This window comes from Ligilactobacillus sp. 110_WCHN (assembly GCF_030518115.1).
In the GTDB taxonomy this organism is placed as follows: Bacteria; Bacillota; Bacilli; order Lactobacillales; family Lactobacillaceae; genus Ligilactobacillus; species Ligilactobacillus aviarius_C.
The window spans coordinates 46,016-68,546 of record NZ_JAULLI010000008.1; the positions used below are offsets into that span (position 1 = coordinate 46,016).

Annotated in this window: 37 protein-coding genes; 30 read left to right on the forward strand and 7 right to left on the reverse strand. The window is 37.4% G+C overall.

Annotation, left to right across the window (positions count from 1 at the left end; all coding sequences use genetic code 11):
• The first annotated feature begins 8 nt into the window (after positions 1–8).
• Positions 9–1,697 carry a DNA repair protein RecN gene (recN, locus tag Q3C15_RS04130; RefSeq protein ID WP_283580219.1) on the forward strand — a complete coding sequence of 563 codons (1,689 nt, stop codon included), beginning with the start codon at positions 9–11 and terminating at the stop codon, positions 1,695–1,697.
• 166 nt (positions 1,698–1,863) lie between these two features.
• On the opposite strand, the gene lexA is transcribed toward recN, so the two are convergent.
• Positions 1,864–2,493 (reverse strand): transcriptional repressor LexA, encoded by a 630-nt coding sequence (gene lexA / locus Q3C15_RS04135; protein WP_283579655.1) that lies wholly within the window; start codon positions 2,491–2,493, stop codon positions 1,864–1,866.
• A 145-nt stretch (positions 2,494–2,638) separates the two neighbouring features.
• On the opposite strand from lexA, the gene Q3C15_RS04140 reads away from it, so the two are divergent.
• Together Q3C15_RS04140 and Q3C15_RS04145 are read left to right on the forward strand one after the other, a co-directional pair.
• On the forward strand, positions 2,639–2,926 hold the full coding sequence (locus Q3C15_RS04140; RefSeq protein ID WP_057906915.1) for a DUF896 domain-containing protein: 288 nt from the start codon (positions 2,639–2,641) through the stop codon (positions 2,924–2,926).
• Between the two features lie 82 nt (positions 2,927–3,008).
• Complete coding sequence (locus Q3C15_RS04145) at positions 3,009–3,251, forward strand: YneF family protein (protein WP_289554551.1); 243 nt, start codon at positions 3,009–3,011, stop codon at positions 3,249–3,251.
• Between the two features lie 148 nt (positions 3,252–3,399).
• Here the strand turns inward: Q3C15_RS04145 and Q3C15_RS04150 are convergent, their stop codons facing one another.
• The gene (locus tag Q3C15_RS04150; protein WP_302704312.1) at positions 3,400–4,059 is read right to left on the reverse strand and encodes a 1-acyl-sn-glycerol-3-phosphate acyltransferase; all 660 of its coding nucleotides are present in this window, start codon (positions 4,057–4,059) and stop codon (positions 3,400–3,402) included.
• A gap of 89 nt (positions 4,060–4,148) precedes the next feature.
• Here Q3C15_RS04150 and Q3C15_RS04155 point away from each other — a divergent pair, with 89 nt between their 5' ends.
• From Q3C15_RS04155 to tsf, 5 genes are all read left to right on the forward strand, one after another.
• Positions 4,149–4,901 (forward strand): tRNA1(Val) (adenine(37)-N6)-methyltransferase, encoded by a 753-nt coding sequence (locus Q3C15_RS04155; RefSeq protein WP_289554552.1) that lies wholly within the window; start codon positions 4,149–4,151, stop codon positions 4,899–4,901.
• The gene (locus Q3C15_RS04160; RefSeq protein ID WP_057827791.1) at positions 4,891–5,166 is read left to right on the forward strand and encodes a GIY-YIG nuclease family protein; all 276 of its coding nucleotides are present in this window, start codon (positions 4,891–4,893) and stop codon (positions 5,164–5,166) included. The genes Q3C15_RS04155 and Q3C15_RS04160 overlap by 11 nt, the downstream gene beginning before the upstream one ends.
• Positions 5,167–5,199: 33 nt before the next feature.
• Positions 5,200–6,198, forward strand: a complete 999-nt coding sequence (locus tag Q3C15_RS04165; protein ID WP_204778708.1) for a D-2-hydroxyacid dehydrogenase — start codon at positions 5,200–5,202, stop codon at positions 6,196–6,198.
• Between the two features lie 157 nt (positions 6,199–6,355).
• Entirely contained in the window at positions 6,356–7,150 is a 795-nt protein-coding gene (gene rpsB / locus Q3C15_RS04170) for a 30S ribosomal protein S2 (RefSeq protein ID WP_204778709.1), read from the forward strand.
• 98 nt (positions 7,151–7,248) lie between these two features.
• The gene (tsf, locus tag Q3C15_RS04175) at positions 7,249–8,124 is read left to right on the forward strand and encodes a translation elongation factor Ts (protein ID WP_064208183.1); all 876 of its coding nucleotides are present in this window, start codon (positions 7,249–7,251) and stop codon (positions 8,122–8,124) included.
• A 99-nt stretch (positions 8,125–8,223) separates the two neighbouring features.
• On the opposite strand, the gene Q3C15_RS04180 is transcribed toward tsf, so the two are convergent.
• From Q3C15_RS04180 to Q3C15_RS04200, 5 genes are all read right to left on the reverse strand, one after another.
• Positions 8,224–9,342: a site-specific integrase gene (locus Q3C15_RS04180; protein WP_302704316.1), complete on the reverse strand. Its 1,119-nt coding sequence runs from the start codon at positions 9,340–9,342 to the stop codon at positions 8,224–8,226.
• A gap of 144 nt (positions 9,343–9,486) precedes the next feature.
• On the reverse strand, positions 9,487–9,870 hold the full coding sequence (locus Q3C15_RS04185) for a transporter (RefSeq protein WP_282458057.1): 384 nt from the start codon (positions 9,868–9,870) through the stop codon (positions 9,487–9,489).
• A 61-nt stretch (positions 9,871–9,931) separates the two neighbouring features.
• Positions 9,932–10,501: a DUF5067 domain-containing protein gene (locus Q3C15_RS04190; protein ID WP_289554554.1), complete on the reverse strand. Its 570-nt coding sequence runs from the start codon at positions 10,499–10,501 to the stop codon at positions 9,932–9,934.
• Between the two features lie 62 nt (positions 10,502–10,563).
• Entirely contained in the window at positions 10,564–10,980 is a 417-nt protein-coding gene (locus Q3C15_RS04195) for an ImmA/IrrE family metallo-endopeptidase (protein WP_289554555.1), read from the reverse strand.
• A 5-nt stretch (positions 10,981–10,985) separates the two neighbouring features.
• A complete protein-coding gene (locus tag Q3C15_RS04200; RefSeq protein WP_289554556.1) occupies positions 10,986–11,345 on the reverse strand; it encodes a helix-turn-helix domain-containing protein in 360 nt (119 codons plus the stop codon).
• 348 nt (positions 11,346–11,693) lie between these two features.
• Here Q3C15_RS04200 and Q3C15_RS04205 point away from each other — a divergent pair, with 348 nt between their 5' ends.
• From Q3C15_RS04205 to Q3C15_RS04310, 22 genes are all read left to right on the forward strand, one after another.
• Positions 11,694–11,894, forward strand: coding sequence for an XRE family transcriptional regulator (locus Q3C15_RS04205; protein WP_278851601.1), 201 nt, complete (start codon positions 11,694–11,696; stop codon positions 11,892–11,894).
• A gap of 12 nt (positions 11,895–11,906) precedes the next feature.
• Positions 11,907–12,146, forward strand: a complete 240-nt coding sequence (locus Q3C15_RS04210) for a hypothetical protein (protein ID WP_278851599.1) — start codon at positions 11,907–11,909, stop codon at positions 12,144–12,146.
• Between the two features lie 5 nt (positions 12,147–12,151).
• Complete coding sequence (locus Q3C15_RS04215) at positions 12,152–12,343, forward strand: hypothetical protein (protein WP_057827805.1); 192 nt, start codon at positions 12,152–12,154, stop codon at positions 12,341–12,343.
• Between the two features lie 52 nt (positions 12,344–12,395).
• A complete protein-coding gene (locus Q3C15_RS04220) occupies positions 12,396–12,695 on the forward strand; it encodes a hypothetical protein (protein WP_278851593.1) in 300 nt (99 codons plus the stop codon).
• 3 nt (positions 12,696–12,698) lie between these two features.
• Positions 12,699–13,178: a siphovirus Gp157 family protein gene (locus Q3C15_RS04225; protein ID WP_289554557.1), complete on the forward strand. Its 480-nt coding sequence runs from the start codon at positions 12,699–12,701 to the stop codon at positions 13,176–13,178.
• Positions 13,175–13,714 (forward strand): NUMOD4 domain-containing protein, encoded by a 540-nt coding sequence (locus tag Q3C15_RS04230; protein ID WP_289554558.1) that lies wholly within the window; start codon positions 13,175–13,177, stop codon positions 13,712–13,714. Before Q3C15_RS04225 ends, Q3C15_RS04230 begins: the two co-directional genes overlap by 4 nt.
• A 117-nt stretch (positions 13,715–13,831) precedes the next feature.
• On the forward strand, positions 13,832–15,112 hold the full coding sequence (locus tag Q3C15_RS04235) for a DEAD/DEAH box helicase (protein WP_289554559.1): 1,281 nt from the start codon (positions 13,832–13,834) through the stop codon (positions 15,110–15,112).
• Positions 15,113–15,115: 3 nt separating this feature from the next.
• On the forward strand, positions 15,116–15,829 hold the full coding sequence (locus Q3C15_RS04240) for an ATP-binding protein (protein WP_289554560.1): 714 nt from the start codon (positions 15,116–15,118) through the stop codon (positions 15,827–15,829).
• Between the two features lie 16 nt (positions 15,830–15,845).
• A complete protein-coding gene (locus Q3C15_RS04245; RefSeq protein ID WP_057827810.1) occupies positions 15,846–16,406 on the forward strand; it encodes a DUF669 domain-containing protein in 561 nt (186 codons plus the stop codon).
• A gap of 65 nt (positions 16,407–16,471) precedes the next feature.
• The gene (locus Q3C15_RS04250; RefSeq protein WP_289554561.1) at positions 16,472–17,278 is read left to right on the forward strand and encodes a bifunctional DNA primase/polymerase; all 807 of its coding nucleotides are present in this window, start codon (positions 16,472–16,474) and stop codon (positions 17,276–17,278) included.
• Positions 17,259–18,554, forward strand: coding sequence for a VapE domain-containing protein (locus Q3C15_RS04255; RefSeq protein WP_289554562.1), 1,296 nt, complete (start codon positions 17,259–17,261; stop codon positions 18,552–18,554). Before Q3C15_RS04250 ends, Q3C15_RS04255 begins: the two co-directional genes overlap by 20 nt.
• A gap of 253 nt (positions 18,555–18,807) precedes the next feature.
• Positions 18,808–19,155, forward strand: a complete 348-nt coding sequence (locus Q3C15_RS04260) for a VRR-NUC domain-containing protein (protein ID WP_289554563.1) — start codon at positions 18,808–18,810, stop codon at positions 19,153–19,155.
• Between the two features lie 66 nt (positions 19,156–19,221).
• Entirely contained in the window at positions 19,222–19,449 is a 228-nt protein-coding gene (locus tag Q3C15_RS04265) for a DUF3310 domain-containing protein (RefSeq protein ID WP_289554564.1), read from the forward strand.
• Positions 19,439–19,717, forward strand: coding sequence for a hypothetical protein (locus Q3C15_RS04270; RefSeq protein WP_289554565.1), 279 nt, complete (start codon positions 19,439–19,441; stop codon positions 19,715–19,717). The genes Q3C15_RS04265 and Q3C15_RS04270 overlap by 11 nt, the downstream gene beginning before the upstream one ends.
• Positions 19,710–20,330, forward strand: a complete 621-nt coding sequence (locus Q3C15_RS04275) for an NUMOD4 domain-containing protein (RefSeq protein WP_302704329.1) — start codon at positions 19,710–19,712, stop codon at positions 20,328–20,330. The genes Q3C15_RS04270 and Q3C15_RS04275 overlap by 8 nt, the downstream gene beginning before the upstream one ends.
• 78 nt (positions 20,331–20,408) lie before the next feature.
• A complete protein-coding gene (locus tag Q3C15_RS04280) occupies positions 20,409–20,657 on the forward strand; it encodes a hypothetical protein (RefSeq protein ID WP_302704331.1) in 249 nt (82 codons plus the stop codon).
• A gap of 2 nt (positions 20,658–20,659) precedes the next feature.
• Positions 20,660–20,962 carry a hypothetical protein gene (locus Q3C15_RS04285; protein ID WP_302704333.1) on the forward strand — a complete coding sequence of 101 codons (303 nt, stop codon included), beginning with the start codon at positions 20,660–20,662 and terminating at the stop codon, positions 20,960–20,962.
• A 34-nt stretch (positions 20,963–20,996) separates the two neighbouring features.
• A complete protein-coding gene (locus Q3C15_RS04290; protein WP_302704335.1) occupies positions 20,997–21,137 on the forward strand; it encodes a hypothetical protein in 141 nt (46 codons plus the stop codon).
• Positions 21,127–21,660 (forward strand): hypothetical protein, encoded by a 534-nt coding sequence (locus Q3C15_RS04295; RefSeq protein WP_302704337.1) that lies wholly within the window; start codon positions 21,127–21,129, stop codon positions 21,658–21,660. The genes Q3C15_RS04290 and Q3C15_RS04295 overlap by 11 nt, the downstream gene beginning before the upstream one ends.
• Positions 21,650–21,910: a hypothetical protein gene (locus tag Q3C15_RS04300; RefSeq protein ID WP_302704338.1), complete on the forward strand. Its 261-nt coding sequence runs from the start codon at positions 21,650–21,652 to the stop codon at positions 21,908–21,910. The genes Q3C15_RS04295 and Q3C15_RS04300 overlap by 11 nt, the downstream gene beginning before the upstream one ends.
• A gap of 5 nt (positions 21,911–21,915) precedes the next feature.
• Positions 21,916–22,077: a hypothetical protein gene (locus Q3C15_RS04305; RefSeq protein WP_302704340.1), complete on the forward strand. Its 162-nt coding sequence runs from the start codon at positions 21,916–21,918 to the stop codon at positions 22,075–22,077.
• Complete coding sequence (locus Q3C15_RS04310; protein ID WP_302704342.1) at positions 22,067–22,414, forward strand: YopX family protein; 348 nt, start codon at positions 22,067–22,069, stop codon at positions 22,412–22,414. The genes Q3C15_RS04305 and Q3C15_RS04310 overlap by 11 nt, the downstream gene beginning before the upstream one ends.
• The last annotated feature ends 117 nt before the right edge of the window (positions 22,415–22,531 follow it).

Below are 22,531 nucleotides of genomic sequence, written 5' to 3' on the forward strand. Positions count from 1 at the left end.
GGATTAATATGCTTCAAGAACTAAGAATTAAAGACTTTGCGATCATTGAAGAAGCAGATATTGATTTCCAAGCTGGAATGACGGTTTTAACCGGGGAAACAGGTGCTGGGAAATCGATCATTATCGATGCCTTAGGCCTTTTGGCTGGTGGCCGCGGTTCAGTTGATTTTATTCGCAAGGGGGCTGCGAAGGCCGTTCTTCAAGGCCAATTTGTTTTGCCAGCTTCAGCCCCGGTTTTCCAAATTCTTGACGATTTAGGAATTGATCATGAAGATCAAACGTTGATCCTTCAACGGGATTTGTACCAAGCAGGAAGAAACGTTTGCCGGATTAATGGAGTATTGGTTAACTTAACTTCATTACGGAAAGTTGGCGAGATGCTGATCGATATTCATGGTCAAAATGAGCACCAGTCATTAATGCGTCCAGAAACGCACCTTAGTTTATTGGATGAATATGATCACCATTTACGTGATGAATTGCGGCGTTATCAGGATGCATACCAGCAATACCGTAAATTAAAAACGACGCTTGAAAAACGAGAAGCCAATGAAAAAGAATGGGCTCAACGGCTGGATATTTTGCAATTTCAACTTAATGAAATTGAAAGTGCCCAACTCGTTCCGCATGAAGAAGAAAAGTTGGTTGAAGAAAAGGATCAGCTTGATAATTACCAAACAATTCATGATGCACTTGAAAACTGCTATCAGGCATTGATGGGTGAAAATGTGGATGTGATCGGTCAACTTGGGACGACAATGGATGAACTTGAAAAGATTTCAGATCTTTCAAGCGATTTGAACGGAATTTACGAGAAAGTTTCCGATGCATTTTATAATCTGCAAGATGTTTCGCACGAGATCAATAACCAATTAGATTCAATGGAATGGGATGAAAACCGGCTTGACCAAATTGAACAGCGTTTGGATTTGATTCATCAATTAAAACGAAAATACGGCGACTCCGTTCAACAGGTAATTGATTATGGCCAAAAAATTAAACAGGAATTGGCCGAAATGCAAGACAGTGCAGAAAGCTCAGAAGAACAGGAAAAGGCGGTTAAGGCAGCTTATGATACGGCATATAGGTTGGCACAGACACTTTCAAGTCACCGTCATCAAGCAGCGCATGAGTTGGAAAAGGCAATTCATCACCAATTAAGTGCACTGTATATGGATAAGGCTGTTTTTAAGGTCAAGTTCAGCGGCAGCCAAGAATTAACTTCAACCGGATTAGATGATGTTGAATTTTACATTCAAACTAACCCAGGTGAATCGATGGGACCGCTTGCCAAAATTGCGTCTGGTGGGGAACTTTCACGAATCATGCTGGCATTAAAGACGATTTTCTCGCAACAGCAAGGCGTTACAAGCATTATTTTTGATGAAGTTGATACGGGGGTCAGCGGTCGAGTCGCACAAGCAATTGCCGAAAAGATCTCGCAAATTTCTCGTAATTCGCAGGTCTTGTGTATTTCGCACTTGCCACAGGTGGCAGCGATTGCCGATCACCATTACTTTATTTCAAAGAAGGTCATTGATGGGCGGACCGAAACCAGTGTTCAAAAATTAACTGCTCAGACTCGAATTCGCGAAATCGCGCGCATGTTATCCGGTTCAGAAATCACTGAACTAACGTTAAAACATGCCGATGAATTAATTCAAATGGCGGATCAGATAAAAAATAAAAAGGGCTGACAAAACGTTAAAAACGAGCGTGGTGGAAGCAGAAAAGCGAACGAATCATGCAGCAAAGATTCGGGGAGGTTTTTGAACTTCCACTAGCTGTGCGTCGCAGCCCGTTTGTTTTGGAACCCGGTTATGCGGATATAACAAAAAGGCTGTGATTTACGTCACAGCCTTTTTATTTAATATAATCACGGTATAAACCAATCACTTTTCCTAAAATCTTGACATGATCAAGGATAATTGGGTCCATCGTATCGTTTTCAGGTTGCAAGCGGTAATTATGTGCTTCGCGGAAGAACCGTTTGCAAGTTGCTTCATTTTGGTCGGTCATTGCAATTACAATTTCACCATTATCGGCGGTTGATTGCTTCCGGACAATGACCTTGTCACCGTTAAAAATTCCAGCATTGATCATACTCTCACCGCGAATCGTCAACATAAATAAATCATCGGCGGTATCAAAGTTAGGCGGAAGCGGGAAATAGTCCGTGGTTTCTTCAACTGCTAAGATTGGCTGACCAGCAGTAACCGTTCCAATCATTGGAATTGCGTCAGGCTTTGAATTTGAAACTCCTAATGCTTCCATTCCAGCCGGGGTAACTTCGATTGCCCGCGGTTTGGTTGCATCTTTTACAATAAATCCGCGTTTGGCTAACCGTGCAAGGTGGCCGTGAACCGTTGATGTTGACGAAAGCTCAACGGCTTCACCGATTTCGCGGACGGTTGGCGGATAACCTTTTTCTTGGACCGTTTCATAAATAAAACGGAGAACTCTCATTTGGCGTTCTTCAATCGGCTTACTCATAATAAACTCCTTTATCGATCTTCTTATTGATTTAAATGTTAGCACATCTTTTTGCTAAAAACAAACAAAGGTTCGCCATCATTGAAATTTAAGATTTTCTTTTGTAGAATTAAATTAAACACTTTAAAGAAAGGGGCACTGAGCGATGACGGAAGATAAATCAACGAACGAACAAAATGAACAACGCGGCGGTGCAATTCCTCAAGATTTGATCGATCGAATCAATGAACTTGCTCACAAGAAAAAAGACAAGGGTTTGACTGAGGAAGAACAAGCTGAACAAAAGCGGTTGCGTGAAACTTACCTTTCACTTTTCCGGGAAAACTTCAGAAGTCACATCGAAATGCTTCAGGTTTACGATAAGGATGGAAAAGAAGTTACTCCCGAAAAGGTAAAACGGATTCAACGCGAACGCGGCTTGCGGGATGATTAATTATAATTTGGAATGAAGGCTTTATTTTTTAGCTTTTTTCGCTTAAAATGATAACTATGTTAGTCGTAAGGAGGAAAGGATCTTGTCAACAGGAATTGTAGTTTTACTTGTAATCATTGGTGTGATTGCTGGATTTGCAATTGGTTTTTTTGCTGCAAAGAAGTATCTTGAAAACTACTTGAAGAAGAATCCACCATTCAACGAACAAATGCTTAAAACCATGATGCTTCAAATGGGTCAAAAGCCATCACAACGGAAGATCAACCAAATGATGACTTCAATGAAGGCCAGCTATGCTAAAGAAAATAGCAAGAAGAAAAGATAATTGATTGAATTGCGAAAAAGAGGTTGTGACATTAGTCGCAACCTCTTTGCTATATCCGCATAATCGGGTTCCAAAACAAACGAGCTGAGTAGTGACGCGTAGCTAATTCGAAAACCTCCGAATCTATGCTGGCGCGATTCGCTCGTTTTTACTGTTTTGTCACACCTTCTTTTGATGATTTAGTTTTCTTCGTTGCCGGATCAACGTATACAAAATTCGGGTCGATTTGGTCATCCAGCTTATCAAAGGCTTGTTCCATTTGCGAAATGATTTTTTGCTGGTTTTCGTCATTCAATTTCATTTTCCGGTCAACGACGATCGGGTCGCCAATTGCAACGGTGATTTTTTTCCGGGAAAGCAATGTCTTAAAGGTTAACGGGCCTTGATAAACGGCTGGAACGATCGGAACGTTGGCCATTTTAGCAATCAAGGTCACGCCGCCTTTCATTGCTTGTGAATGCCGGGTTCCGGATGGAAACATGATCAGTGACATGTCTTGATTACGGAGCCATTTAACAGGCGTTTTGATTGCCGATGGTCCCGGATTTTCACGGTCAACCGGAAATGCGTTGGCATGTGTTAAAATAAATTTTAAAATTGGATTTTTAAAGAGTTCTTTTTTTGCCATAAATGCAAACTGCTTTGGGGCAGCAGCAAGGGCAAATAAAAGTGGATCAAACCATGTTCGATGCGGCCCGACAAGGATATAATTGCCTTCAGGAAGCTTTTCTTTATTTAAAACGGTTAGTTTACCGTTAAAGATTCGAACAAGAAATGCAACACCCCGGCGCATAAAATTATAAAACATGGTGTCACTCCTTTCGTTTTTAATCCATTTTAGTATGCAAAAAATTACAACAACTTTCAAGTAAATTTAATAAATTAGTGAGGAAGGTTATGGAAAAAGTCAAGTTATATGAAAATGAACGGGTAGATTCGCTGTTAGCGGAGAATTTGCAAATTATTCAAAGCGCTGATGTTTTCTCGTTTTCGCTTGATGCGGTTTTACTTGCAGATTTTGTGAAATCTGTCAGTCGCCCAGACCGGAAAGCAGTTGACTTGTGTGCTGGAAACGGCGCAGTTGGATTATTTATCAGTAAAAAATTTGCTGGTCGGATCGACCAGGTTGAAATTCAATCTCGATTGGCGGATATGAACCAGCGCAGTTTGGAATTAAACGAGCTGACCGATCGCATCAAGGTCTATAACCGGGACCTCAAAGATGCATTTTCATTCCTTGAGAAGGATTCGTATGACGTTGTTACATGCAATCCGCCGTACTTTAAAACGCTGCCGCAAAGTAAAAAGAATCCTAATCAGTATTTAGCACTTGCGCGGCATGAAATTGCGGTCACGTTGGAGGATACGGTCAAAGTTGCCAGTGGATTATTAAAAACGGGCGGCAAAGCATACTATGTTCACCGTCCGGACCGGTTGATCGAAATTTTAGATACGATGCAGGCTCATCGACTTGCACCGAAACGGATCAAGCTGATTTATCCGAAGCAGGGAAGAGATGCCAACATGGTCTTGATTGAAGCAATCAAGGATGGAAAGTCAGATGGTTTGAAGTTTTTACCACCGGTGATCACCTATACTGATCAAAATGAATACACGCCAACGATTAAGGAAATTTTATATGGAAAGTAAATATTATATGTATGTCTTGTTGTGCGCGGACGGAACGTTTTACGGCGGATTTACCAATGATGTTGCGAAACGAGTTGCTACGCATAACGCAGGGAAGGGTGCCAAATACACTAAAACGCGGCGCCCAGTTAAATTGCTTTATCATGAAGAATTTGAAACGAAGTCGGCCGCATTAAAAGCCGAATATGCATTCAAACATCAATCCCGCAAAAAAAAGGAACAGTTCTTGCTTAATCATGGTGTTTTAGAGTCATCATGGATATAATATAAGCATGAACAGAAAGAAGGTTTTTTGAAAATGAAGTTAATTGCATTTGGCGTTCGGAAAGACGAAGAACCATACTTTAAAAATTGGGAACAAGAAAACGGTGCGGAAATCAAACTCGTTCCGGATCTGCTTTCAGAAAAGAATATTGATTTAATTAAAGGGTACGATGGAATCATCGGCTTGCAAACGACGCCGTATAAGCGTGAATATTTTGAAAAAATGAAGGATGCAGGGATCAAGATCCTATCGATTCGGAATATTGGGATTGATAATATTGATCTGGATGCAGCCAAGGATAATTTGATTCCGATTACAAATGTTCCAGCATATTCGCCGAGTGCAATTGCAGAATTTACAATTACCCAAATCATGCAACTTGTGCGGCATATTAAGATTTTTGATGAAAAAATGAGCCATCAAGATTATCGGTGGGAACCGAATATCAGTCGGCAGATCAATCAAATGACGGTTGGTGTTGCTGGGACTGGGCGAATTGGTCGGGCAGTGATCAATTTGCTTGATGGTTTGGGAGCCAAGGTCATTGCATTTGATCCTTATCACAATCCTGAATTGGAAAAACGCGGAATGTACGTTGATTCAATGGAAGAAATGTACCGCAAGGCAGATGTGATCACGCTCCACATGCCTGCAACGAAGGATAACTACCATTTGTTGGATAATACAGCATTTAGTCAAATGAAAGATGGCGTCATGATTATTAACACTGCTCGCGGAACGTTGATTGATTCAGAAGCCTTGATTAAGGCGTTAGACAGTGGCAAAGTCGGTGGAGCAGCATTGGATACTTATGAACATGAATTACCGATTTTTGATCATGACTTAACGGGGCAAAAGATCGATGATCCGATTTTTAACAACTTAAATGAACGGAATAACGTTTTGATCACGCCGCACATTGCCTTTTACACCACTGAAGCGGTTAAGAACATGGTCGAAGTTGCATTGAACTGTGCCGCAACCTACTTGAATGATGGCAAAATGACGAATCCGGTCGTTGAAATTGATTAATTTATTATTGCAATTTTAAAAGGATTTAAGTATAATTAGAAAAGTGTTTCATACACTAATTCACACCTTATGCGATGGAACGGGAAGTGCTTGAACATTCAAGTTCCGGTTCAATTGAACATAGGGGAGGATAAAAAACTATTTTGGAGGTATTGTAATGTCAGTAATTACAATGAAACAATTACTTGAAGCCGGTGTACATTTCGGACACCAAACACGTCGTTGGAACCCTAAGATGAAGAAGTACATCTTCACGGAACGGAATGGAATTTACATCATCGACTTACAAAAGACTGTTAAGTTGATTGACCAAGCATACGATTTCATGAAGAACATTGCTGCTGATGATGGCGTTGTATTGTTTGTTGGTACAAAGAAACAAGCTCAAGACGCAATCGAAGAAGAAGCAAAGCGTGCAGGTCAATACTATGTAAATCACCGTTGGTTAGGCGGTACTTTAACTAACTGGAACACAATCCAAACCCGGATCAAGCGCTTAAAGGACATCAAAAAGATGGAAGAAGACGGCACATTCGAACGTCTTCCAAAGAAAGAAGTTGCTTTGTTAGTTAAGGAACGCGACCGTCTTGAAAAATTCCTTGGTGGAATCGAAGACATGCCACGGATTCCAGATGCAATCTTCATCGTTGACCCTCGTAAGGAACGGATTGCCGTTAAGGAAGCTCAAAAGTTGAACATTCCGATCGTTGCAATGGTTGATACCAACGCTGATCCAGATGAAATCGACGTTAAGATCCCATCAAACGATGACGCTATTCGCGCCGTTCGCTTGATCACTTCAAAGATGGCTGACGCAATCATTGAAGGTCGTCAAGGCGAAGACGAAGAAGACGTTACAGAAGATACATTCAAGAAAGACGACAAGCAAGTCGACTCAATCGAAGACATTGTTGAAGCCGTTGAAGGCGACAATGACTCAGATGCTGAATAGTTTATAATAATTGGCTGTCTCAGATAGTGGGCGTCGAGCCTTTTGTTTGATGACAGCTTTTTTAATAAAAGATTTAAAAACTTTGAGGAGGATGGCTCATGGCAAAAATTGCTGCAAAACAAGTTAAAGAATTACGTGATAAAACAGGTGTCGGCATGATGGCTGCTAAGAAGGCTTTAGTTGCAACTGATGGCGACATGGACAAGGCAATCGATTACTTACGTGAAAAGGGAATTGCAAAGGCTGCTAAGAAGAGCGACCGCGTTGCTGCTGAAGGTTTAGCTAACGTTGTAATTAGCGGAAACACAGCCGTAATCGTTGAAGTTAACGCTGAAACAGACTTCGTTGCTCAAAACGACCGTTTCCAAGCATTAGTAAAGCGGACAGGTGAACTTCTTGCTGAAAACAAGCCTGCCGATGTTAAGGCTGCTTTGGAAATCAAGACCGACCGCGGTACATTAAACGATGAATACATCGATGCAACCCAAGTTATCGGTGAAAAGATTACTTTACGTCGTTTCCAAATCGTTGAAAAGGCTGACGGCGATAACTTCGGTTCATACTTACACGATGGTGGCCGGATTGCTGTATTAGTTGTCTTAGAAGGTGCTGATGAAGCAACTGCTAAGGACGTTGCAATGCACGTTGCAGCTATCAACCCGAAGTATGTTAACCGTGACCAAGTTCCTGCAGACGAAGTTGCTCACGAAAAAGAAGTTTTAACTGAAGAAGCTAAGAACGAAGGCAAGCCTGAAAAGATCATTGAAAAGATGGTTGAAGGCCGGTTGAACAAGTTCTTCTCAGAAATTTCATTGGAAGACCAAGATTTTGTTAAGGATTCAGACCAAACTGTTGGTAAGTTCGTTGCTTCAAAGGGCGGTAAGATCAAAGCATTCTACCGTTATGAAGTCGGTGAAGGAATCGAAAAACAAGAAGATAACTTTGTAGACGAAGTTATGTCACAAATCAAATAATTGATTTAATTTATAGGCTTTATCCTTGTTATATCAAGGGTAGAGCTTTTTTTATTTTGTTTAAAAATAATGTAAGTGTGCCATAGGTGTGCCAAACTGTTAAAGTTCATCAAGTTTATTCACCAACTTTCTTTTAGCTTTCTTTGTAACATGAAGATAAATTTGTTCGGTTACTTTTCCTGTTGAGTGACCTACACGTTGTTGAATAACATAAAGTGGCACGCCTAACTCAGCTAACTTTGAAATATGAGTATGGCGAAATATATGCGTAGTTAAGGGTTTATTGATTTTTAAATCTTTTTTAGCTTTTCGTAAAAACAAATTAATTGAATTCGGCAATATAGGTGTTCCTGATTGACTTTCAAAAATAAACTCTGAATCATTTTGATATTCTTTCAGAAAATTAAGAATTTCAACTGCACGATTAGATAATTCGATATCCCGCATTCCAGATGCTGTTTTTGTTGAATTGCTTTTAATTGGTCTTTTATGTAAATATTCAAGTGTTCCAACAATATGAGCAATATAAATATCGTCTATGATTTCGATATCACTCCATTTTAAAGCAACGGCTTCACCAATTCGCATCCCAGTTTGATAGAGCCATTCTAATAATGCACCATATGATTTATTTTTCTGCCATGTATATTTCAAAACCATATTTAATTCGTTTTGTTCAAGAAATTTATCAGTGATTTTAACAGGACCTGATTTTTTCCACTGAATATCAATATTGTTAATAACATCTTTATTCAAATAACTATGTTTTACACACCATTTTAAAAATACACATGTTTTGGCAAACAATTGTTTAACTGTAGAAATTGCATATTGATTGCTAAATTGGATATCTTCAAAAGTTTTTGAAATATATTCAGCGGTTAAATTATTAATAATAATATTGAAATCAAAATGTTTCCTAAAAAACGGGATAAAAGTATTAACCGTAGATGAATATGTATTGGGTTTCACTAATTGCTGATATTCTGGTAACCATTCTTGAACACATTTTTCAATGGTTTGGCCGGTAATAATATTTGAACCATTAAGTTTGGATAGTCTTTCTTCAATTTTCTCTGAAAGAATAATTTTGGCTTGCTTTTGTGATGCACGTGACTTTGATTTCATAGTTACAGAAACAATTTTCTTCTTTTCTGTCAGTGGATCAATATAGCTTTCACGAAACATATACTTGTCGTTTTTATTTTCCATCCACATTTCTCGTCATCTCCTTTATGTTATAATGAAAAAAAGGGTGCAAAAGCCCTTATAGGTAATTCTGGTAAACCACTACTCTAAACTTTGGCGAGGGAAGAGGAGTGGTTTTTATTGTTTGTTATTAGAAATGATTAATCTTCTTCATTAATGTTGTATGCTTGTATTATCTGTATTTTTGGCAGCATGTTGTTGGAATAAAAATACGCATGAAATAATTAATAAAACAATAGCAGGAAAAGCAAGTAATGCCGTTAATCCGAAACAAACGCTACCGATTGTTCCCAAAATACCTCCAGTCATTTTGATACCATGTTTATGTGATTGGTAAATGCAAATAGCATTTAATATAACGCCAATCCAAGCCATCACATAGAAGAATGCACCTGCGCCGCCTGTTGCTCCAGATGTAGTACCGGCAGCATCTGTGAATGCAGTACCAAAAATGACGAACCAAGAAACTGTAAATAAAACACAATTAATAATATTAAAAATGGCTGTCCATGTATTAATTTTTAATTTTTTGGCCATTAATAATACCTCCTAAAATAATTTTCCTAGCTTTTAACGTCATCAAGGTTAGGACAAATCTTTATTGGATTTTATAGGTTTTTGATCCAATGTTTTTAAATATTTGATTTTCAAAAGTAACAGTGACGGGGGAATCATCAACCGTATCGAAAGCAATCATACCTTGTACTGTTTTGTGAGGTAAAACTTTACTTGAATTCATAGTATCTTCACGAGCCTGTTCAGGGTTATTTCCATTATCATCGATAGCGATAGTTCCAGGCTGTAATTCTTTTTCAGCGTTATTAGTTTTTTGTGAAGCATGAACGTATGTATATGGATTTGCTTTGGCTGCTAAATCAGCGGGCTCGTTTCCGTTGTTTGTAATATCACATTCTAAGACGATTGTTTTTTTGTTTTGATCTCCTGCACTAGGGAATGTTTTTACGTTAGTGATTTTGTAAGAAACTTTTTCTTTTGCCATTGTAAAAGTATTATCTTTGAAAGTATTATCACTTGTACTATCAGTTGTTCCTTTTACTGTTTTTTCAGCTTTTTCATTACTATTTGTATTTGTTTTAGTTTCACTCCCACATCCTGCTAAAGTTAATGCTACTAAGCCAGCTGCTCCTAAAGTAATTAATTTTTTCATTTATGTTCCTCCTAAATATATAGTCCTTAGCTTTTTATGTCTTCAAAGTTATTGGACATCTTTTATAGATATTCCATCATATCTTCACTGACACCAAATTGTTTATAAAGTTCATCAAAGTATTCAGGACTTTTGCCATTTTCTTCTTCATAAAATTTTTCACATAGATTCAATGCGAAAAGATTAGCTTCATGTTCCGTCTTTGCGCAAGTAGTGTGGTTTTGAGTGTAGTAACTCTGTAATCCATCATGTAATTCAACATGTGCAAGTTCATGCGCGCAAACAAAATAACGCTCTGAAGACTCAGATATTGAATCAGATAATAGAATGATTGGTTTATCAAATAAGTAAACTGTATCTCCTTTTGGTTTGTCTATTCCTTTATATTCAATTGGAATCTCTTTTTGATTGCAAATCGTGAAAGGGTTATAGGTCTTATATTTACTCCATAATTCATTTATTAAATTTGAGTATTCCAACAGCATCAATCCTTTTTAAATTTATCTTTATATTTGTAAAAGACTTGCGTTAAGGCAATTTTTAACCGTTCTTTTTCTTCATCTGTTAGATTTTGACCATCATAAGTCATACCATAATTAAGATTGTCATCTAAGAATTTCTTTAAATCTTTTTGATCAGACACAGATTCACTATTTTCGCGACCTAAAAGGTAATCCACAGATACGTGGAAATAATCAGCTACTTTAGCAAGATATTCTCCATTTGGAGTTTGTTTTTTCCATTTGTATAAAGTGCTTTCTCCAAATCCAAGTTCATTAGCAACTTTTTGAAGAGTAACACCTCGGTTTTTTGCAAGTTTTTTTATCCGTTCAAACGTTGTCATATCAATAATTCTCCTAAAATAATACGAGAAAATTATATTTTTGGAAAATAAATTATTGACTTAATTTTCCGATTGGGATAATATAATACTCGTAAGTTGATTGGTAATAAAAAACGTCAGCAAATAAAGACGAATAAAAACAACAATCTTGGCGGATTAATTAGTTCAATAGGTCTTTATGTGTGGCTATTTATTACACTCTTATATTACCCATATGGGTAAAGAGTGTCAATAAAAATTATCATTTTTTATTACTTTTTTTCTGACGGTAAGCGGGCGGGTTGGTAGTTCTTTGAAAAGTGAATATTAAACCAGGTCAATGAAATTTACACGAAAGGAGTGATTAAAGTGGCAGAACTTACTTTGGAAAGCGGTCGTAAAAAAATCCTTGAATGGATGCGAGCTAATGATGTTTCCTATCAAGACATTGCCACGGCTTTTGGATACAAAAACAAGCAAACGGTTCGCGACTATATCACAGGCGATGTTGATTCAACGAAAGCCAACGAGTTAGTTTTACGAATTATTTCAAAATTCAGAATCAGATAGAAGGTAATTAACATGTCACGGAATTGGTTATCAAAGAAAGAATTCGTTGATAAGTATGGATATTCTGATTCCACTTTCAATCGTAGAAAAGAAGAATGTTTGGAAACTCAATATCGAGATGCGTTTATTCAACCTTCTAAATATGAACTTTGGATAGATGAAGATATTTATCAAGAGTTCTTAATTTATAAATCAAAGAACAGATTTAAAGCAAAAGTGGAAGCTGCTAAGAATGCAGTTGAAAGGTGGTGATTTTAATGAGTAAACATGCAACAAACGTGATGTGTAAAGTCGAAACAGCAATTTTCTTGATTGCGACTGTTTCAGGAATCATTTCGACAAAACTGACAACGGGATGCTGGGTAGCATTTTTAATTGTGCTACTAATCCACATGATTCTTGACAAAAACTATTTGCAAGAATGGTGCGATTGGCTATGGCAAAAATAAAAGCCCTGCGAATAAACCGCAGAGCAATACGACACTAAGGAGATTATAACATATGTTTAAAAAAGAAAAACAGGCAATCATTGATTGTCCAGACGATATGATTAAGGTTTCTGATTTCTATCATTTACTAGATACGGCTCAGAGTGAAAACTTAATTACTAAAGAGCAATTCAAGAAATGGAATGAAGTTCTTGATAACATTATTCCAATTTTAATTAAAGGTGCAGAAATTGATCCACAGACCGCTAAGTGTGGTTTTGTTCTAACACGTGATATGTGGCGAAACAATAAATTTATCGTTTACGTGGTTAGAAGGTTAGCAGACAAATACGGAATTGATATGGAGGGATAATCAATGAATTTGTTTGAACTCAATGAAAAATATCGTGAACTAGAACAACACGATGATTTAGATCCTGAAACTTTGAAAGATACCTTAGATTCAATCAGCGATAGTCGTGAAGTTAAGCTCGACAACATTGCAAATTGGATTGAAAACAACCAAGCGGATATTGATTTCTTAGATAAGAAAATCAAGCAGCTACAAGCCGATAAGAAATCATTAGTCAATCGAACTAAGTCATTGATGGAATACATGACAACAGCAATTGATGATTCTGGTTTGAAAGAACTCAAGACAGAAAACCATATTCTTAAGCCGCGGAATTATCGTGCATCAGTTTATATCAGCGATGAAAAAGCACTTCCAAGCGAATTTATAAAATTTAAGGCAGTTGAAAGCATTGATAAAAAGTCAATTTATGAATTGCTTAAAAATGGAGAAACAGTTCGTGGTGCCGAATTAAAGCCTAATCGAAAAACGGTTATTAAATGATGGAAGAAATTTGGAAAGATATTCCGGGATATGAAGGCAGATACCAAGCTTCTGTTTTTGGATACATACGTAGCAAAAACAGAATTGTGAAGAAGGGTAAAAAGCGAGTGGACACTTCAATAAAAGGAGTAATTATCGCTCCATATATTCCAGAAGATGGATATTTGCGAGTTTCTTTATATAAGAACGGCCATAAAAGAAATGAAAAAGTACATTCGTTGGTTGCTCGAACGTTTATTCCTAACCCGGAAAATAAGAAAATTGTGAATCACATAGATGAAAACAAGCTGAATAATACAGTTGAAAATTTAGAATGGATGACTAATTCAGAAAACGTAAACTACGGAACCCGCGTACAACGTTTGAAGGAAAAATATGGATACCGGATTAAAAGAATATCACCTTCTCGAAAGGAAGAATATTATTCCAGTTTGCATGATGTTGAAGAAAAAACAGGAATTCCAAGACAAAGCGTTTCATATGCGATTAAACATCATACTAAATTAAAGGGTTTTGAATGGGAGGTGGTTAATTAGTGTTTGAATTACGAGATTACCAAAGCCAAACTATTGAGGACATTTACAAATCAATGAAAAAAGGAAATAGAACCATCGTGGTTCAACAGCCTCCCTCGAACTGGGAAAACAGTAATTATGGCGGATATTGCAAGACGAGCGACTGCAAAGGGCAATCGAGTATTGTTTGTCGTTCATCGCAAAGAAATCGTTGATCAAGCAACAGCAACGTTTAAAGAACAGAACGTTGATATGAATTTAGCCCAGTTAGGTATGGTTCAAACAATTACACGCCATATTAATGAGATCCCTGAACCACAAGTGATTTTTATTGATGAAGGTCATCACAGTTTAGCGAAAACATACCAGCGAATCATCGATGCTTTTCCGAATGCGATTAAGCTACTTTTCACTGCTACACCACAACGAACAGGTAAGAAACAATTAGATTTAATCGCTGATGATATTGTCCTTGGAAAATCAATTAAATGGTTAACCGAACACGGCAACCTAGCACCGTTCACATACTATTCAATCGACGATATTGACCGCTCTATGCTTAAAAAAAACAGTACAGGTGATTTTACCAGTGAGAGTATGGAGCAGGCTGTTAAGAAGAAAATATACGGTGATGTGGTTGAAAATTATAAGGAGCTCGCGCCGAATAAACAGGCAGTTGTCTACTGTTACTCCGTTGAAAATGCGATTAAGGTTGCACAAGAATTCAATGACAATGGAATTTCAGCAGTCGAAGTTGACGGAACAACCGATCCGACTAAGCGTGACGAAATCATTGAAGACTTTCGCCAAGGAAGAATCAAAATATTAACCAACGTTAACTTGTTTACCGAAGGGTTAGATTTACCAAACGTTGATTGTGTAATTATGGTCCGGCCGACTGCTTCACTCGCATTGTACTTACAGTTCTCAATGCGATGTCTTAATCCACGTGAAGGTAAGGTCGCAATCATCATTGACCATGTTGCCAATTGGAAAGAGTTTGGATTACCTGATCAAGATCGTGATTGGCAAGCAGCGATGAAAACTAAGAGTGGATCTAAAAGAAAAAATACAAATCAAACGACTGACTCACCACTCCAATGTGACCATTGCTACGCCGTTTTTTATCGATCAGAACTGACGGAAAGCAAACTCTGTCCATACTGCGGAATGGAAGTTTCAAAGAAACAAATTGAAATGGTAGTAACTAAGGCAGAATTGGTCGAGATCAACGAAAGTAAATTAAGAGTAAACCGATTGAAGAAAATCATGCATAACAATGTTATGCGAAATGTCGCCGATAAGCGTCCTAGTAAGCTAAGAACAATGGAAGAGTTTCAAGCGTATGCAAAACTACATCATTACAAGCCTGGCTGGGCATGGTATGCATACAGAAAATTTTCAAAGAAAGGCAGATAGAATATGGGAATTTTACCAAAGGACGAAAAGTTAAGTCCGAAAACAGAACCAAGAAATTTCTTTATCTATGGCAAAACAATGTCAGGAAAAAGTTATTTTTCAAGTTTCTTTCCACACCCGTTAGTTCTAAATACTGACGGAAACAGTGCACAAGGAACCGCACCAAGCATTCAAATTAGAAATATTCGGGATGCAAACGGAAAGCTGAAACAATCGGCAATTAAGCAGCTCGATGAAATCATTACTGAATTACAGCAACCCGGAGTGACGTTCCAGACCATTGTGATTGATGTGATTGACGATATTTGCGTCATGATTGAACAAGCAATTTGTTTGGATAACGGTGTTCAAGCGTTAAGTGATGTGCCTTACGGAAAAGGTTACTCATTATTTAATGCAATTCTTCAACAATTCGTTATGGACCTTAAAGCATTGCCAATGAATGTAATTTTTATCAGTCGAGAAATTGAAGTTACTGATGAAAGCAGTGGCCATACAGAATTAAAACCATCATTGAAAACGAAATACTACAACATTGTTAATGGAAACTGCGATTTAGTCATCCATACACAGAAATTTGGCAGTGATACTTATTATCGCAGTGTTGAAGATCGACGAACGGTTTACGAACCTGAAAATATTTCAGATCCAAAGGTTTTACGTTTATTAAGTTCAGTTAAGGGAATGTTCCCAGAAAAGAAAAAAGAAAGCAAATAAAGAGAGGTAATAAATTATGAGTTTAGCAGATATTTTAAATGATACAAAGAAGAATTTTGATCCAAAGAAAGACAGCATTAACGGTTCATACGACAAGTTACCAGAAGGAACATACTTGGTAACACTCGACAACACAAATCACTTCGTATCAAAGACAAGTGGGTTTGAACAATTAAGTTTCAAGATGACCGTTGTTGATGGCGAACACGCAAGCCAATCAGAGTTCGTAGGGGTTAATTTAGCAACCGAAAAGAAAGATGGTTCACCAATGCCTGACTTTGTTGTCACTAAGAATATGCGGTTGTTGGTAACGATTGGTGCATTAGTTGGTTTAACAATTACTGATGAAATGGTGATGGGAAATGTAACTGATGTTTACGAGAAATTAGTTGGTGCATTCTTACCATACAAAGGCAAGTTGCTTGAAATGACAATCAAGGAATCAGCAAACAAGAAGGATCCAGATAATCCATTCCGAAATTATGAATTCGCAGAAGCAACAGAAAGCAATAATGATCCATTTAAAAAACAAGCGAATGACAATATCGAAATTTCAGATGACGACATGCCATTCTAATTGATTTTTAGGCAGTATCCATAAACTACCGAACGGGTGGAATGCCCGTTAGAAAGGATAGAGTTATGCGAGATTTAACTGAATATGCCGTGCAATACGCACGTAAAGGTTTGTCAGTGATTCCAATGATCCGAAAGAAACCGATGATTAAATTCGCTGATAAACCACCATTAACAGAAGAAGAGATTCGGAAATTTTGGAAAACTCATCCATACGCTAACATCGCGGTTAAAACTGATAAATTTTTTGTCTTTGACGTTGATGTTCATAAAGACGGAGCAAACGGTGTTCAAACGTTTAAAGAATTAAATCATCCAGAGTGGTTCAAAGATACATTGGTTCAGAAAACAGCCCATGGCGGTTATCAGTATTTCTTTTTAAAGCCAGACAATTATCGAATGACACAGATTATTAATTTCCTGCCAGGAATTGATATTAAAGCACATCAAAATAATTACGTGATGATTGCACCAAGCATCGTTGACGGAGTTCCTTATCGATGGTTGAACAAGAAATCAATCGTTAAAGCGCCGCAAGGACTGATTGGTTTAATCAAAGAAAAATCAAAACCTGTTTATACCGGTGGTGTTGATGAAAACTACGTGATCGATGGCAAAACCAAGACATCTGAACTGTTTGAACAGATTATTAAGGGGTTCGGTTTAACTGGTGGAAGAAACAACGCATTAGCAGAATTTTGTGGCGGGCTATTATTTCGCAATGTTGATCCCGAAATCGTATTGGAATTAGCAAAGATTGCGAATGAGAACACTGAAACAAGCTTACCACCTAAAGAAGTTGTCACCACGGTGAATAGCATGATCAAAAAAGAGATAAGGAGGCGAGAACAGCTTGAAAACAATCAAACTTGATGGCGAATCAGTTGGGAAATTGCGATTGATGCAGAACAAGAAAGCCAAAAAGAAAATCGATATTCCATTCATTCGGACAGCAGAAGGCAAAATCAAGGTCAATAGTTTACGAAACATTGAATTGATCATTGAGAATGATGAACGTTTGAAAGGTCGATTCCGATTTAATCTCTTTACCTTTGAAATTGATGTTGTTAAAGATTCTAAAGAATTAAACATCAAACAAGGAAGACTAATGGATGCTTACTATTCCGAAATTGCTTCTTACATTGAAAGCAACACTGATTATAACCACGTTCTGTTTGATGAACGAAAAATCAGAAGTGCATTAACAGTCGTATCAAGACGGCATGCATATAATCCAATCATCGATTATATGCATGAAGCTTATAAGGAATGGGACAAGGAAGAACGTTTGAATACATTACTTGCCGATTATCTGGGAGTTGAACAAACACCAACCGTTGAATTGATCACAAAATTATTTTTCTGTGGTGCGGTTGCTAAGGCATTCAATCCAAAAACAAAATTCGATTTTGTGCTTGATCTAGTTGGTGGCCAAGGAGCAGGAAAAACAACGTTCTTACAGAACATTGCTCCACTTGGTTATTACACTGATCAATTTACCAATTTTGACAATAAAGATGACTTTGCGGTTATGCGAAGAGCGTTGATCATCAACGATGATGAGTTGACTGCAACAAGTAATGCAAGTTTTGAGATTTTGAAAAAATTTATCACATTACAAGAGTTCGAATATCGGAAACCGTATGGACATGAAGCGGAACGATTTGCAAAAAATTTCGTTATGGCAAGAACAACTAATGAATTGTACTACCTGAAGGATAAAACAGGCGAACGGCGTTTCTTACCAGTCTTAGTAAGTAAATCCCGGCAGAAGAGATCACCGATTGATGATTTAGACGAGAAATTCGTTAAACAGCTTTGGGGCGAAGCAGTTCACTTATACAAAGATGAAAAGTTCACATTCAAACTTACGAAGCAGCAGGAGCGGGAATTAGAAAACCATCGAATCAACTTTATGTATACCGACGAAGTTGAAGATCGGATTGATGAAATGTTGGCGAATGATTTTGAAGGTAAAGATTTTATCACATCAAAAGATATTGCTTTGAGGTTGGGCGACAATGTTGATTTAACGAAAGATCGTAAGTTAGCATCTAAGGTTTCTGAAATTATGATTAATAGGTTTCACTTCAGAAAAGGAAAGAAACGTATTAGCGGAAAGGAGTATCGGGGATATCTGCGACAGTAAGCGACACTTTGCGACACTAAAAGCACTGTTAGTGTCGCACACTGAAACCCTTGATATATCTGTGATGAAGATACTTTAAGCTACACTACTACACTATTTTCTAATAAAAAAATAATAAGTAGTAATTATATATATAACTATAAAAAGTTTGAAAGTTAGTGTCGCAGTGTATCATAGTGTCTCGTCCTTAGAGCCACAAGGGATAGATGGATTTTTGCTTAGTGTCTCATAGTGTCGCATATGTCTCAAATTTATGACAGCAGAACACAAAATTCAAAATGATATTCGAGTTGCACTCACGAAGAATAATTGCAGAGTGTTCAGAACTAACGTTGGTAAAGTCCGAATGGCTGACGGCCGTTGGTTTGATACTGGACTTCCGAAAGGCTTTCCGGATTTAATGGGTTTTCGACTGGATGATACAACAATTTTCTTTATTGAATGCAAAAACGAAACGGGAAAGCCGCGGAAAGAACAGATTGAATTCCATAAGTTCTTAACGCAATGCGGTGTGGTGCATGGAATTGCGCGAAATATAGATGATGCAATTTTAATAGTTAACGAAAGGAAGGTTGGTTATGGTTTCGAAAAATATGATTGACCTCAAACAGATGATTAAAAATAAACGTTATCGCAGATTTCTGTTTACACGAAAGGAGCAGATCAGATGGATAAAACAACGTTAAGACCAAACTATTACAAAGATAAACACGGTAAAGATTTATTCTCGCATTTCAAAGACGGCTTATTAAATCGTGAACAGCTATCAGGTTTTTATCTTGGAAACATCATGAAGTATCTCACTCGTTATCGCGAAAAGAATGGCGTTGAAGATTTAGAAAAAGCTTCAGTTTATTTAAATCAATTAAAGGAGTTGGAAAAGAATGAAAAATGAAATTTCTGATCGGTTAGAAAAATATGCCGATGAAATTCGGGATAGCTATGATCCAAAAGATAATTTACGTGATGTGATTGCTGATTCATTGTGGTATCTCATTGAATTAAGTAATGATCCGGTGCGATTAAAGATTGCTAATAAGTATGTTGAATACATCACCAGCGACACAATTGGCGTAAGTGATTACCAAGAGGCTGCTACTCCATTTAGCAAATCAGACGCGCACAAAATCATCAATGGTTTGGTGGTGGATATTGATGACTGAACGTTGGCAAACCGTTGAAGAATATCCTGATTATCAAGTTTCAGATTGTGGAAGATGTCGTAATCGAAAAACAAAGAATATTCTCAAGCTTTACTACGATAAAAGCAATCGCACGATTTATATTGGCTTGTATCGTAATCATCACCAACATCGTGTTTCATTGCCACGAATAGTTTATCAGGCGTTTGGAACGGAAGAACTGAATAAGAATAAAAAAGTCGTTCATCTGGATGGTGATTTTCGCAACAATCAAATCGAAAATCTTGGGTGTCAAACATACACACAACCATCTGAAAAATCATATCACTGGAAGTTGATCCATGAAGATGGTACGGAAGAATGTTTTTACACGTTATTTGATGTTCAGAAATCATTCAAAAATACGCCTGAGTATCGAACTAATGAATTGTATGTGCGTAAATTAGCCCATAAAAACGCTTGTGAGCTCGTTCAGTTAAATGAAGGTGTAATTACGTTCAGAGATAAAAAGGCTGCGAGAGAATATCGTAATAAGATTCTAGAGTTTGTTCATTATGTTGAAGATAAATACGGTTCAATGATGTATGTTGATGAATCTGATCCAAAGGTTATCGAATATCGCAAAGTTATCTAGTCGTGGTGTCGGGAGTGGTTCGACTCTGTGAGCGGCTGTTATCCGGATAAACAATTTTAAATTATGGAGTGATTAAGAATGGAATTAGACAAAAAAGATAACGAATTAATCGACAAGATTACAGATTACTTTGAAAGAAAGTACGGAACAGCAATCGTGATTGTTGCTAATGATGAAGATATGGCTTTGTCAGGTCGAAACTTTAATCATAAGGAAATTATGTGCTTGGGTAATGCACTCATTTCCAACGCACTTAAAGAAACGTTTGACGATGATGAAGACAGCGGACTTGCTGAAATTATGAAAGCAATCGGAAAGGAAGATTAAACATGGATAAAGGAAAAATCATGAACCAATTACAACAGAAAATGTCGAAACATTATTGTGGTGTTGAAGTTTTAGAATATTCGGGCTGTCTAGCACTTAAAGCTGGAGACAAAATCATTGCACATTTTATAGATTGGGACGCAGACCGTTATTACATGGAATGTGGTCCAGACCTTACCGAATGGGCATTGAGCAACGGTATATTGCTCGAATTTTATGAAGCAGGCAGAAAGCTGCTAGAAAAACCAATTAAAAAGTATGCGGTCAAAGTGTTAAAAGGCGATATTGCAACATTGGATAGCTAGCCAATATTTGAGTGTAAACTATCAAGCAAATCGAGTGGCATTTTCAGACGAATACGAAATGGAGGGCTGGCATACTTCATTCACAGAAAAGGAAATTGAAGAACTGAAAAAGTGCGATGATATAGCGATTGACTGGGACAAAGTAGAGTTGGAGGAAGTGGACGATGAAAATTAATATTGGTAGATTGACTGAGATTCTCAACCGTAAAGTTGATTTAGAAGGAAGTATACAAAAGGTTCATATTGATACAAACGATCATGACTTAAACCTATACGTTAACAACAACGAGGTACCGGTTGCGTTTTTTCACGATTGCAACCCTAACAGATTCGAGATTAACGGAATGGTTAATTCAAAAAGTTCCGATGACGGCGACCTTATCAAAAGCGGGTTACTGACAGAATTCTACAAAGCTGGTGTGGAGGTTCTGCAAGAATACCAAGACAAGAGAAGGTTCAAAGTTGACATTCTGAACGGCAAATACTGTAACCCGTGGTATGCAAACCCTCAAAAATATCTAGGAATTTCATGGAATGCAGATATGAAAAGATATGATATTGGTTTTGGAAATGGCGAACGTGGTGAAATGTTTCGCTTCGAACTCTCAACAAAGGAAATTGAAAAACTGAAGAATGATAAAGATTTAGCTATTGATTGGGACAAAGTAGAACTGGAGGAAGTGGACTATGCCGAATAAGAGGGAACTAGAGAACAATCTTAACAAGGTTTTTGATTGCAAAGATATTCACGTTCATGAAGTGCGAGATATTGATGATGATAAACTAACTCAATTACTAATTACAAATTCGGATTTTAGTTTGAGAATGCAATTCGTGAAAAAGCGCGAAGACGTTTTTTGCCCGATTATGACTTTTCCAAAGATTAGCATGGCTAATTTTGAAAAGGCCATTGAGGATATTGAGAAGTATTTTGACGAAAGAAGTTAAGCATTATGCAACTAAGTATCGGTGATTTAATTGAACTTGCTGAAACCGGCAAGACAGGAAATATTGAATTGGATAGCATGGCGAAAATCGTGCTTTACGAATGTTCGAACATGCTGGAATTTGAAGCGGATTATTACGAAAGGGAGAAGAAACGAAATGCAAGATAGATTTAAGCTTAGGGCATGGGATAACCAAGAGCGTTACTATATTCCAGATGAAGAAACTAATTTTTGCCACGGAATGATGGAATATTGGCTTGATAAGGAGGATTGTCCACTTGTTTTTGAACAATGTACAGGCATGAAAGACAAAAATGGCAAACTGATTTATGAAGGGGATATTGTTGAGGTTCCTGTACTTTACAATGGAATTCCAACAGGTAAGAAACAACGGTGCAAAGTGTATTACAAACATGGCGCATTTAACATATATGCCGTTAAATCTGAATATTTGAAGGTTATCGGTAACATTCACGAAAACCCAGAACTATTGGAGGAAGAATAAATGAGCAAAAGAATTAAACATTTTATTTATGGTTTTGTAACAGTGTTGATCATGATTTTGGCAGGTTGTGGAGTTCACTGGTATTTCACTTCAACGGCAAGTGGGATAAGAACAGCT